Annotated in this window: 11 protein-coding genes; 10 read left to right on the top strand and 1 reads right to left on the bottom strand. The window is 47.8% G+C overall.

The features are described from left to right. Nucleotides 1–17: 17 nt before the first annotated feature. Nucleotides 18–1,028 carry an AraC family transcriptional regulator gene (locus C504_RS18375; protein WP_018689585.1) on the bottom strand — a complete coding sequence of 337 codons (1,011 nt, stop codon included), beginning with the start codon at nucleotides 1,026–1,028 and terminating at the stop codon, nucleotides 18–20. A gap of 197 nt (nucleotides 1,029–1,225) precedes the next feature. Between C504_RS18375 and C504_RS0111960 the strand changes: the two genes are divergently transcribed. The 10 genes from C504_RS0111960 to C504_RS0111915 all read left to right on the top strand — a co-directional run bounded on the left by C504_RS0111960 (nucleotide 1,226) and on the right by C504_RS0111915 (nucleotide 12,851). Further along, on the top strand, nucleotides 1,226–2,704 hold the full coding sequence (locus tag C504_RS0111960; protein WP_018689584.1) for a sugar ABC transporter ATP-binding protein: 1,479 nt from the start codon (nucleotides 1,226–1,228) through the stop codon (nucleotides 2,702–2,704). An 11-nt stretch (nucleotides 2,705–2,715) separates the two neighbouring features. Further along, nucleotides 2,716–3,714, top strand: a complete 999-nt coding sequence (locus C504_RS17805) for an ABC transporter permease (protein ID WP_018689583.1) — start codon at nucleotides 2,716–2,718, stop codon at nucleotides 3,712–3,714. Between the two features lie 27 nt (nucleotides 3,715–3,741). Next, complete coding sequence (locus tag C504_RS0111950) at nucleotides 3,742–4,782, top strand: sugar ABC transporter substrate-binding protein (RefSeq protein ID WP_018689582.1); 1,041 nt, start codon at nucleotides 3,742–3,744, stop codon at nucleotides 4,780–4,782. A 67-nt stretch (nucleotides 4,783–4,849) separates the two neighbouring features. Continuing rightward, nucleotides 4,850–5,596, top strand: a complete 747-nt coding sequence (locus tag C504_RS0111945; protein ID WP_083923183.1) for an alpha/beta fold hydrolase — start codon at nucleotides 4,850–4,852, stop codon at nucleotides 5,594–5,596. 24 nt (nucleotides 5,597–5,620) lie between these two features. Beyond that, the gene (locus tag C504_RS0111940; protein ID WP_018689580.1) at nucleotides 5,621–6,493 is read left to right on the top strand and encodes a phosphoenolpyruvate hydrolase family protein; all 873 of its coding nucleotides are present in this window, start codon (nucleotides 5,621–5,623) and stop codon (nucleotides 6,491–6,493) included. Beyond that, a complete protein-coding gene (locus tag C504_RS0111935; protein ID WP_018689579.1) occupies nucleotides 6,486–7,712 on the top strand; it encodes a Tm-1-like ATP-binding domain-containing protein in 1,227 nt (408 codons plus the stop codon). The genes C504_RS0111940 and C504_RS0111935 overlap by 8 nt, the downstream gene beginning before the upstream one ends. 1 nt (nucleotide 7,713) lies before the next feature. Next, on the top strand, nucleotides 7,714–9,666 hold the full coding sequence (locus tag C504_RS0111930) for an SDR family oxidoreductase (RefSeq protein ID WP_018689578.1): 1,953 nt from the start codon (nucleotides 7,714–7,716) through the stop codon (nucleotides 9,664–9,666). 465 nt (nucleotides 9,667–10,131) lie between these two features. Next, nucleotides 10,132–11,172 carry a LacI family DNA-binding transcriptional regulator gene (locus tag C504_RS0111925; RefSeq protein WP_018689577.1) on the top strand — a complete coding sequence of 347 codons (1,041 nt, stop codon included), beginning with the start codon at nucleotides 10,132–10,134 and terminating at the stop codon, nucleotides 11,170–11,172. After that, nucleotides 11,169–12,053 carry an amidohydrolase family protein gene (locus tag C504_RS0111920; RefSeq protein WP_018689576.1) on the top strand — a complete coding sequence of 295 codons (885 nt, stop codon included), beginning with the start codon at nucleotides 11,169–11,171 and terminating at the stop codon, nucleotides 12,051–12,053. The genes C504_RS0111925 and C504_RS0111920 overlap by 4 nt, the downstream gene beginning before the upstream one ends. A 66-nt stretch (nucleotides 12,054–12,119) precedes the next feature. Further along, nucleotides 12,120–12,851, top strand: coding sequence for an SDR family oxidoreductase (locus C504_RS0111915; RefSeq protein WP_018689575.1), 732 nt, complete (start codon nucleotides 12,120–12,122; stop codon nucleotides 12,849–12,851). The last annotated feature ends 42 nt before the right edge of the window (nucleotides 12,852–12,893 follow it).

Genomic DNA, 12,893 nt, shown 5'->3' with positions numbered 1-12,893 from the left:
TGCGTTTATTGCGCAATCTAAGCCGGTTCAATTTGGTGTCTATAAGCCCGCGGAGACATTCCATAGTGTTCTGAAAACTTGCGACTAAAATATTGGCTCGACCCAAAACCTGTTTCAAACCCAATATCTGTTATCGCTTTTGTTTTCGTTTCTTTGAGTTGTTTCGCTGCGCTTTCAAGCCGAAGTTCATTTAAATATTCGATTGGTGATTTATTCGTTACTTCTTTAAAAAGTGCACTAAACTGCGACCGAGACATTGCGCATTGTTTCGCCATGTCTTCAAGTCGCCAATCGTGTGACAGATGCTGCTGTAGCCCTTTCGCAAAGACGTCGATGGTCATATGCTTTTCATCTAAATTCAGATCGGAATCGGATTGGAAATCAAGCACTTCCGAGAGCCCTTTGAACACAAGATTGACATACACAGCCATTGCTGATGCATTTTTTTCAATCTCCCCCTTAGTCAGCAGCTCATAAATTTGTTCCATAGCAAAAATCATTTCGGGTGTTCCGAGCCGGACAGGCGAATGATTATGCAAGATCTGTTGCGCCAAAGTTTGTTTTTCAACGTCGGATGCCAAAATCCAATCGGGCCATACCCAAGTGCTGTTCGGCCTTCGAACCCCAACATCCAAGATTATAAAAACCGTTCGACTTGCAGAAACGTATGGGCCGCCAAGCGAGTGTTCATGCCAAGGACTTGTTAGAGCAAGCCGTCCTCTCGTCAAAGTTTCTGCCTTCCCCCCTGTTTCGAAGCCAACGGTACCATTCAACGCCATGGTTATTTCAATGCCTTCATTGAAATGGGATTTTACAAACCAATCTTGGTTGCGATCGCAGTCCCAATATCCAATGGCGCAAATCCCATCCAATAGATTGTTATCTAATGATTTTCCAGGATATTGTCCCCGTGCCCATGCGCCACCTCGAAGGTCTCCATTTTCAATCGCGCTTCTATAATCTTCGCATGCATCAGCAGTATGCTCACTCCCATCAGCCTGAAAAATGGCTGGATTTTGATCTTCCATGGCACTCTCCTCCTCCCAGAGAATACTTGTACTATCATCCAAAATTAAATCCGACAAGACAGCGAAATAGACATGAAGCATCCTGTCTCCCATCAGTTTGATTTTTTTTAAGGTTTGGGAGGATCTTATGGAGATTGAGAAGTTTTCTCTTTTCGCACCGTCGACACCTCAGTGTGACCAGAAGATGGAAGCATCACATGGTTGATACGCCCATCCTTATTTTGCGTAACATCGTCAAACACTTTGGAGCTAACAAAGCGCTTGATGGTATCAGTTTCCACTTAAATGCCGGGGAGGTTCTTGCGCTATGTGGAGAAAACGGCGCGGGCAAATCAACACTTGTTAAAACAATGTCAGGAGCGCATGCGCCAGACAGCGGCCAGATCGTTTTGAACGGGGTTACTTACCCCGAACTCACTCCGAGGCTGGCACTCGAATATGGCATTTCAACTATCTACCAAGAAAATATCCTATTTCAGCATTTGAAGGTCTATGAAAACCTTTTTGTCGGGCGTGAGCTACGTACGAAGCATGGGTTGATCGACCGTCCACTTATGATGGAACGAGCCCGCGACATAATGAAGATGTTGGGCGCGGATGTTCCAATTGATGCTGTCGTCAGTGAGCTTGGGGGAGCGCAACAAAAGATAGTAGAAACTGCGCGCGCGGTAAATTCAGACGCTAAGATCCTGATCATGGATGAACCCTCTGCTAGTTTTGGCAAGCATGAGGTCGAGCTTCTTTTTAAAGTTGTTGAGCGATTGAGGGATAGTGGCGTTGGTATAATCTTTATTTCTCACCACTTAGAAGAAGTACGCCGTATAGCGAACCGTGTGGTTGTTTTGCGAGATGGTAAAACGATATCCGACAAGCAAATCAATGACGTTGAAGAGCAGGCTCTGATCAAGGATATGATCGGCCGTACAGTTGAAGAGGTCTGCCACCACGTCTGCAGTACAACCAGCGAAATCGCTCTGGAAATCGAAAATATTGTTGCCCCGGGGGTTAACGACGTAAGCTTGACGCTGAACCGAGGGGAAATACTTGGTCTTGCTGGCCTTGTCGGTGCCGGTCGAACTGAACTCTTGAGCGCTATTTTTGGTAGCAAGCCGATCACCAGCGGAATGTTACGTGTTCAGGGCAAAGTCCAAAAGTTCAAAAGCCCCAAAGATGCTATTGATGCTGGCATTTGCCTTATCACAGAAGATCGCAAAATTGACGGCTTATTCCTTAATCAATCCTGTCTCGCAAACATTCACATTCCATATGAAACCAAGCGTAAGGGACAACTAGTCAATTGGCCCAAAGCTCGCTCTATGGCCAAAGAAATGGTGACGAAGTTACGGATCAAGGTTGGTTCCATCGAGCACTCCGTCAAAAATCTTTCCGGCGGTAATCAGCAAAAAGTCATTTTGGCGAAATGGATGGCGACACATCCTCAGATTTATCTTTTTGATGAGCCAACCCGTGGCATTGATATCGGCGCAAAACAAGAAGTTTACCGCGAAATTCAAACCCTCATCGAAGCTGGTTGCGCTGTTCTTATGGCATCCTCTGAGTTGTCAGAAGTGGTCGGCCTATGTGATCGAGTCGCCGTTATGAAAAACGGGCAAATTACATGCGAATTAGCCGGCGCTGATATCAGCGAACACAATATCATTTCAGCTGCACTCTAGGAGGCCAAACATTGCCTGACCTTAGCCACACAACGACCAACGCCCAGGCGCAAAACGCTCAATCAGCTCTGCGTCTTCTTTGGAACAAGTTTATAGATAATCGCAGCGGTCCACTTTTGATCGCGTTAATAGCCTATATAGTGATAATCGCGCTGATTGAGCCAAGGTTTTTATCGCTTTACAACATTCGAAACGTGATGCTGCAGGTTTCTGTCGCAGGCATCGTGACCATCGGTATGACGTTGATGATTATCGCACGGCAGATCGATTTATCTGTTGGTTTCCTTGTATCATTAGCGGCTTGTGTGATGGCCACTTTATTAAATTTAGACATGCCTATCGCTGTGATTGTGCTTGCTGGATTAACATTGTGTGTCTCTCTTCAAGCGCTTTCGGGTTATGTGATCTCGAAGCTAAAGCTCGAACCGTTCATTGTAACGCTTGGTCTTATGGCGATTTATCGTGGCATTGCATTGTTAATGACTAACGGTGCAGAAATTCCTCTAGACCGCAAATTTCAGGCTCTTGGGCGTGGTCGCTGGTTAGAAATTCCCATTCCAGTTTTCATCTTTCTTGGAGTTTGCATCATTGCATGGCTCATTCTACGTCACACAGTTTTCGGACGGCAGCTTTATGCTGTGGGTGAAAACAATGAAGCTGCACATTTAGCGGGCATCAACGTCTTGAAATTCAAAGTGCAGGTCTATGCTCTACACGGACTGCTCGTAGGTCTTGCTGCTATGATTTTGATGTCACGCATCGGCGTTGGCAGTCCCAATATGGCTGCCGGATTGGAGCTGGAAACAATCGCAGCAACAGTTGTTGGCGGGGCAGCACTAGCTGGAGGACGCGGGACAGTCTTTGGAAGTTTTCTCGGCGTCTTATTCCTCGGCATAATCTCGAACTCAATGAACATCATCGGTGTCTCGACATTCTGGCAATACATCATGCTGGGCGTGGTCGTCATCGGAGCGGTTATCGCAGGTAGCCGTACCAAAGATAAATCTTAAACCAACTATCAACTAGGAGGAAGTAGCATGTCTATCAAAACAAAAACAAACGCATTGAAATGGGGAGTGATTGCCGCGGGGCTTTTGACAGCAGTGTCAGGGCAAGCAGTTCAGGCTGAAGAAATCGGCTTTGTTCTTGCTGGACCAGATATTTATTACCGGACCGAAGCGGAAATGTTCACCAAACTCGCCGAATCTGCCGGTCACGAAGTCACAGTCGCCAACTCGGAATACAGCCCTTCCAAAGAGCTGGCTAATGTCGAAGACTTTATCGCCCGAGGAGTCGATATAATCGTTTTGCTATCCGGCAATGCTGAAAGCGGGACGCAAGCTGCAGAACGCGCAACCGAAGCTGGTATACCAATTTTCTTCGTTGCGGCCCTTCCGTCGCCTGCGGGCTATCACATTCCAACAGGCATGGTCAGTGGCGACTGGATAGGGATGGGGCACACCATAGGCACAGCAATCGGTGCTGCGCATCCCGGGGAAAACATCGCATTGATCGAAGGCGTCTACGGTCAAGGTATTGCTGAAATGATCCATCAAGGGTTCGAAGCTGGAGTAGCAGAATCTGGAGGCAACAATACCATTGTTCTCGAAAGCTCTGGCGGCTGGAGCCGCAATGGCGGTCTAGAAGTTACGCAAGATTATCTTGCCTCTGGTAAAGACTTTAGTGTGATCTATGCGATGAACGAAGAAATGATGGCTGGTGCCATCCAAGCTCTCGACGAGGCGGGGCGAGCAGGTGAAATATCACTTTACTCCAGCAACGGTAAAGAAATCGGTTGGGATTGGATGAAAGAAGGCACCATGCTTGGTACCGTCGCCAACCCACCAACCCTTGAAGCCGATTTAGTTTTCCAAATGGTTGAACGTCACATCGCCGGTGAGGACTTTCCGCGGCATGTTTACAACGTTCAACCTATGCTGACAGCAGAAAATATTGCATCGGCTGTGCCGTGGGAGATCGATAGCTACATTGCCAAACGCGATGCCGGTGAATTGGACAATGATCTTATGTCCCAACCCGAAATCACGTCGATGGCCACTTGGTCACCCAAGGATTGATCACCTCCGTTTGATTGCCGGTGTGAACCATCAGCTGACCCACAAACATTTTTGAAAGGATTGGAAAATGAACAGTGAGCCACAGTTGATGGTTTTACATGGGCTCGGAGCGACGTGTGACCAATTTCATGGCATGTTTGACGCGTATTTCTCTGATAAGCAGATCGCGATGAACATGCCAGGCCACGGCGATCGTCCCCGTGAAAACGGTAGGGCAAGCTTTGAAAGGTTTGCCGCCCTTGCTCTCGACGCTCTCGACCAACGTAAGGTCGAGAGCGTCACACTGGCCGGTATTTCCATGGGAGCCGGTATCGCTATAAAAATGGCTTTAAAGCGCCCTGATCTCGTGAATGGCTTAATCTTGCTTAGGCCAGCTTGGATGGATAAAACTCATCCAAAAAACTTGAAAATTATCCATGAAATTGGCGTTTGGCTATCTCAAGGGCCTGAACAAGACGCTATTGATCGTCTAAATAAAGATCCATTTTTTTTCAATTTAACTCGCACGAACCCAGCTGCTGCTAAATCAATCTTGGGTGCAATCAATCGCCCAAACTCTCGTAACAATGCCCCTGTTCTCACTCAAATCATTGAAGACACGCCATTAGCTTCGCTTGGTGATCTTAAAGCCATCGCTGCGAAGACACTGGTCGTCGCAACGCCGAACGATCCCTTGCACCCACTTGATATAGCGCGAGCTTGGGCGAGTGAAATTCCATCAGCTACGCTTTGCGAACTGCCTTCAAAATACGTCGCGCCTGCAGCTTTCCAATCGGGTTTGAACACGGCCCTCGATACATTTCTACGCCCATAAGGCACACAACTCTCGGAGTAAGTTATGATTACCAAACGGATTTCATCAGAGACAATTCGCTCAAACCTGCGTCGCAAGGTAGAAGCGAAAAATCCAATCATGATAGCCAGCGCAGGCAGTGGCCTCGTCGCTAAAATTCTTGAAAGAGAAGGCATTGATTGCATCAATACCTTCTCGGGCGCACGTTTGCGGTCAAACGGGATGGGCACGATGTCAATGATGTGGCCCATTTTGGACTCGAACAAGCAAACACTGGATTACACCCGTGAAGACGTCATGCCAGCCCTGTCTGGTAAGGCCTTTGTCTGTGCCTGTTTGAACGCGAACGACCCCTTAAAAGACATGCGCATGATTCTTGAAGACTGCATGCGCATGGGGGTAAATGCGGTATCGAACATTGGTCCTTCCATTAGTTATGTCGATAAAGACAGTGAAATATTCCAAGTACTTACAAGCGCAGGTATAACGCTCCAAAATGAGATTGATATGCTCGTTTTGGCTCGGGAAATGGGCATGGTCACCGTGGGATTGGCCTTCACCAAAGAAGACGGCATAGCGCTGGCCGAACAGGCGCAACCGGACATATTTTGCTATCATGCGGGCACCACCAAAGGTGGTCTCACCGGTTACGATAACGGTACAACTATCCAAGAAACCGCTGCAGAAAGCGAAGACGTCTATCAAGCTATTCGCAAGGTATCACCCGACAGTATTCTTGTTGGGCATGGTGCTGCTATGGAAACGCCCGAAGACGCGCAATACATGCTTGAGCACACTAGCGGACATGGTTTTTGGACAGGTTCTTCCACCGAGCGTCTACCGATTGAACGCGCTGTAACCGCTGCAGCATCAGAGTTTAGATCACTAGGCTTTCAAAAGGTGGTCAAAAATGACTAAAACCATTGCCATACTCGCAACGCTGGATACAAAATCTGACGAATGTGCATTCCTAGCTGAGGAAATTAGCCGGCTCGGCGCGAAGCCTTTTTTAATTGATATCGGAGTGGTTGGCGTTTCAAAACTTGCGGCCGATATTCCCGCAAATGAAATTGCTGAGTTAGGTGGTACCTCTCTTGTCGATTTGCGCGCCAATCCTAGCCGAGAAACCGCATCCAAAGTTATGGTCGACGGGGCCACACGAAGGATATTGGATCTGTTAACGTCAGGGGAAATTCACGGCATTATTGGCCTTGGCGGCACTCAGGGCACTGCCAATTGCACCCAAGTCATGCAAGCTTTGCCCTATGGGTTTCCCAAAGTAATGCTGTCAACAATGGCCTCGGGAGACACATCTGGCTATGTCGGAATTAAAGACATTACCATGATGTTTTCGGTTGCTGATATCCTGGGCCTCAACCCGTTGTTCCGCGCAATAGTATCGAATGCCGCTGGTGCTGTAGTTGGCATGGCAAATGCCTATCAACCAATTTCATTCGATCCTAGCAAACCTGTCATAGGCATCACAAACCTTGGGGTTTTGACCCAAGGTACTATGAAAGCTATGGAAAAATTTGCCGAACAAGGGTTTGAAACAATTGTGTTCCATGCGGTGGGGTCCGGTGGGCGCGCGATGGAACAACTGATGCGGGACGGCCTTATTCAAGCTGTGTTCGACTATGCTTTGGGTGATATCGTCGATGACATAGGCGGCGGCATTAGAGCCGCTGATGAGAGTCGGTTGACAGTTGCTGCCGCGCTTGGGCTGCCACAAGTTGTTGTGCCAGGCGGTACGGATCATCTTGGTATTTTGCTTGACACTCCCAATAGTCTCCCAAGCGCATACGCAGATCGAGCCTATACCTATCACAATCCGGTCATCCTCGTTCCGCGCACAAGTGTTGATGAAATGATCAAACTAGCCTCAATTGTGGCTGAGCGCACGAACGTTGCGACAGGTCCCACGCATATCCTAGTGCCCAATCGCGGATTGTCGAGTTATTCGGTTCCAGGCGGCCCACTCGAAGACTCGGCAGCTGATACGGCACTGGCGCAAGGCCTCGTGGCACAATGTAGCAACCCAGTCACAATCGTAGATGCAAACGCTGAAGATGAGGATTTTATCAATCTTGCGGTTGCGACACTTGTTGACCTCATGACACAAAGACATGGAGAGTAACGTGAAATCCCTTTGGAACGATCCTGATGCAGCAGCATGCACGACAGATGTCGAACTGCGAGCCTATACCTCAAAATTGATAGGAGTTGAGCCGAAGATGGTGTTGCACGGCGGGGGGAATACCTCCGTTAAGTCCACTCACACGGATCAATTTGGTGACGTTCACGATATTATCTGGGTGAAGGCGAGCGGCTTTGATCTCGCTAAAATGGGCACCGAAGGGTTTACGGCCCTAGAAATGAAACCATTGTTGAAATTGGCGGGTCTAGACAGCTTAAGCGACCCTGATATGGTCAACGAATGTTTGCGTGCTCGCCTAGATGCATCCGCTGCCGCGGCTTCAATCGAGGCGATTGTGCATGCACTTGTTCCGTTCAAATATGTCGATCATTCCCACGCGGACGCGATTTTGACCATTTCAAACAGCCCAAATGGTTCGAATAAATTTCGCGATTTATATGGTTCTCGCGTTCTCGTGTTGCCTTACGTGAAGCCTGGCTTTGACCTCGCTAAACAGTTCAAAGCCGCATTGGAAGAGTATGACTTTGGCCAATTCGAGGCAATCATCCTCGAAAACCACGGCATATTTACCTACGATGAAGATGCGAAGCAAGCTTACGAACGTATGGTCAGTATTGTGGATGAAGCCGAGCAATGGTTGATCAAAACCAACGGTGATCTTGCGCTTTCCGACCCGCCTGCACAAGATCCTCTACTGGTCGCAAAACTGAGAAAAGGCGTTTCAGACTTGGCGGCTAAAGCTGTTATTTCACGTCCGTCAGGGGCAATCCCATCTGAGCTCACCGATGAAATTGGGAAGCTGCTGCGAAACGGGACATTGACCCCCGAGCATGTGATCCACAATAAGCCCTTCCCTGCTATGGTTGACGAAGACGGTGTGGGGCTTGATGCGTTCGCAGAGGAATATCTTGCCTATTTCAAACGTGCCAATGATGACACGCTAACGATGCTTCCATCGCATCCGCATTGGGCTATTTTTGCCGACGGCAATGCACGCAGTTTTGGTGTTAATCTCAAACGGTCTGCTATCTCTGCAGATGTAGGCGCGACTACCTTGCGAGCGATGCTACACGCTCATAAACTTGGTGGATGGCAGGGTTTGAGTGAACAAGATCTGCGGGATCTCGAATATTGGGAGTTGGAACAAGCCAAGTTACGACGTCAAAAACCTGACGCCCGCCTCGCCGGAAAAGTGTCCGTTGTGTCAGGTGCCGCTTCAGGTATCGGGGCCGCGTCAGCGATGGCACTGGCCGAGGCCGGCGCCGTCGTAATTGGATTAGATCTTGACCCAAAGGTAGGCGAGAAAATGAACCGCTTGGGGTTCGAGGGCAAGGTGCTTGATCTCAATGATGAGGCTGCAGTCGCAGAAGCTCTTAAGAATATCGTTTTAGAATATGGCGGAATCGACCACCTTGTGCTGAACGCGGGCATCTTCAAAAGCGGTCAATGGATCGAGAAATTAGATGATGCAACGTGGGATCAAAGTCTTGCTATTAATTTAACCGCCCACCGGAAAACTTTAAAACAAGCGGTTCCTTATCTGCGACATGGTGTTGACCCTGCAGTAGTATTTATGGCCTCACGTAATGTGACAGCCCCGGGCCCAGGAGCTGCGGCCTACTCTGTAGCGAAGGCGGGGCTCACTCAGTTGATGCGTGTGGCCGCATTAGAATTGGCCCCCGAAGGCATTCGCGTCAATGCGCTACATCCAGATGCAGTTTTTGACACTGGAATCTGGACTGAAGATGCACTTAAAAGGTCTGCCAAACGGTATGGCATGACAGTTGAGGAGTACAAAACGCGCAACCTTTTAGGATGCGAAATAGGCTCGGTTGATGTTGCCAATGCTGTCGTTACATTTTGCGATACGGTGTTACGCGCAACAACAGGTGCGCAAATCTCGGTGGATGGTGGAAATGATAGAGTCATTTAAGAAAGTCAGAAGATTGTTCTTAGTGGTGCGGGGTAAGCATATTATATTGGATAATAACAGACACACTCGATCTCATGATTGCAGGATGTGCCTCTAAATCATTGCATCTAGAAATGATGCTTTAGTTCAGGACGACATTTTCACTTTAAATGCTGAAAGTTTAAAAGGGTGGGCATCGATTTAATTCACGAAATCATTTGATTATGATGGAGCAGGATTTGTTCGATGTCCGCATTGATGTGTCAGTTGTAACAACGCCAGAACACATAGAAATCAATTATACTGTCCTCTTGTGCAACGTAGCCACATAAGAATATGGGGTCAAAATTACAAAACATCCCCTTTAAACCGTTAAAAAGCTAAAGGTCCCTGATAGCAGAACAAGCACGGTAAAATAAATCTTGACATAGCTGTAGTTACAAGATTACGCTATTTTAACGTTAAAATTACGATGGGCGATACAAATTGAAACGGAAAGTTACCCTTGCAGAAGTTGCCCGCTCCGCTGGGGTGTCGCATCAGACAGTCTCAAATGTTCTCAACAACCGATCGGTAGTTCGTGAAGAAACCCGTAAGCTTGTTCTCCAGCATCTGGAGAAAATGGGGTATCGCCGAAATGCCATGGCGCGCAGCTTGAAAACAAACAAGTTTAGTCTGATCGGCCTTGTAGTGCCTAGTATGACCAACTCTATGTATGCTGAAGTTGCGCAGGCAGTCGTGCGTGAAGCAGAGCGGCAAGGATACACGGTGATGATGGCTGTGACAGAGCGTGATGTTAATGTTGAACTTAGTGTCGTCAACACGATTATTGAGCACAGCGTGGCTGGTATTTTGATTTCACCTTCTGACACAGAAGAGATGGAGGGCGCCGCAAGTCGCGTGATCACTAAGTTAGATGTACCTGTTGTGGAAATTTTGAATCGCAGCTCCAAGAGCGTTTGTGACGTTTTCGAAGCTGACAATCGGGAGGGGGGTCGCTTAGCGACCGAGCATCTTATCGATTGTGGTCATCGCAGTATCGGATTTATAGCGGGCGTCAATAATTCGACTGCGAGGAGCCGGTATCAAGGATTTGTTGACGGGATAGACAAGGCCGGACTGGCGGTAATTCCGGAACTAGTTGTACGTGGGAATTATACTAGAGAAGGTGGGCGTGCGGCTTGTCAACTGATGCTGGATAGCGGTTTTCCTTTTACCGCAATTTTCTGTGCAAGTGATATTATGGCTTACGGCGCGATGGACGAGTTGGCTGCGAGAGGACTTAAAATTCCGCAAGATGTTGCGATTGTCGGTTTTGATGACATGGAAATGTCATCGTTACCAGGAGTTAGCCTTTCCAGTATCTCTTTCCATCCTGCGAGTCTTGCCCGCCAGGCAATTGAACGCTTGATAAAAAAGATTGAAAAACCTGAATCGGCAGGGTCAAGCATACACGAACTCCAGTCATGTTCACTTGTTGTGCGAAACAGTACTGTTGGGCCATTTTTACAGGGCTCTTCCACATGAAGATCATTGATCCGCATTTTCATCTCTGGGATTTGGACGAGTTGTCTTATCCATGGTTAACGACAGAAACGTCCGAAGGTGTCTTTGGAGACAATAGCTCCATTCGCAAAACTTATAAGCTTGATGATTACCTTTCTGAGAGCGGTAAGTTCGAGATTGTGAAATCAGTACATATCGAGGCGGCTGTTGATGCTGGTCTTGATGTCGACGAAACAGTTTGGCTTGAGAATATCGCCGAAAAGGGCGGGCAGCCAGACGCGATTGTAGCTTATTGCGATCTCTCGATCGACTCAGTTGTGGAGAAGCTAGACGCACAAAAGAAAAACAATCGCGTACGCGGAATCCGTCAAATCCTAAACACCCACGTGGATGAGCGATTGAATTTCGCGCCTCAAGAATTTATGGAAAACCCACGTTGGATCGAGGGATTTGAAATGCTTGGTGCGCTTGGCCTATCTTTTGACCTTCAGATTTATCCGGCTCAAATGACTGCCGCTACGAGACTGGCACAGCAGAATGCCGGCACCTCTATAATTCTCAATCATACGGGTATGCCCACTGGTCATGATGCCGAGTCGTTGGAATGTTGGCGCACCGGAATGTCAGAACTTGCGCAATACGAAAACGTATCAGTCAAAATTTCAGGCCTTGGTATGATGTTTCATACATGGACCGAAAAAATGATCCGCCCTATTGTTCTCGAAACAATCAACTTATTTGGTTCAGAGCGATGCATGTTCGCGAGTAATTTCCCCGTGGACCGAATGTATTCATCGTTCGATGTTCTATGGTCGGCTTATTGCAATATTACTTCTGGTTTGAGTTCTACAGAGCGGGACAATTTATTTGGTCAATCCGCAGAAAGAATTTATCGCATTTGAGCAGATCTTTTTTTTAAAGAAAAAATTTTAACGTTAAAATTGAGAATTCTAAAGAGGTATTGAATTATGGAAGGTAAGAATTGTTTGGTTACCGCCGCAGGACAGGGTATCGGACGCGCAATCGTTGATGGCTTGCTGGCTGCGGGCCATAAAGTGATAGCTACTGATCGGGATGCAGCTTTGCTTGATGATTATCAAGGCAAAAGCAATGTTGAGACATTCGCGCTCGACGTTACCGATCCCTCGGCAATTGATTTACTTAAAGATTATACCAGTTCTACTGACGTCCTTTGCCATTGTGCGGGATATGTCGACAGTGGGACAATACTGGATGTCACTGGCGCCCAATATGACTTCAACTTTGACCTAAACGTCCGTTCTGCCATGCACATGGCACAGGCTGTTCTGCCCGGAATGATCTCTCGTGACGGCGGATCGTTGATATTCATTTCCTCTGTCGCAAGCGCCATCAAAGGCGTTCCAAATAGAGCTATTTATGGAACCACTAAGGCAGCATTACTTGGTCTTTCTAAGTCGATTGCTGCGGATTTTGTCGGGCAGGGTATCCGTTCAAACTGCATATGTCCTGGCACGGTTGAAACTCCCTCTTTAGCTGAACGTATCGCAGAAAGCGGCCCTGACATCGAAACACAGCGAAATGCGTTTGTCGCACGTCAACCCATGGGGCGACTTGGACGAGCAGATGAAATTGCAGCGCTGGCCGTTTATCTAGCCGATCCAAAGGCCGGCTTCATGACGGGCCAAGCACTAGCAATAGACGGCGGTTGGACAATCTAGTCGCTTATTACTCATGACTTAATCAAAACTCTGGAGGAGAAC

The sequence above is a fragment of the Ahrensia kielensis DSM 5890 genome (assembly GCF_000374465.1).
Lineage (GTDB): Bacteria > Pseudomonadota > Alphaproteobacteria > Rhizobiales > Rhizobiaceae > Ahrensia > Ahrensia kielensis.
The sequence above is the reverse complement of the archived record's forward strand: the minus strand, read 5'-3'. Positions and strand labels throughout refer to the sequence as shown.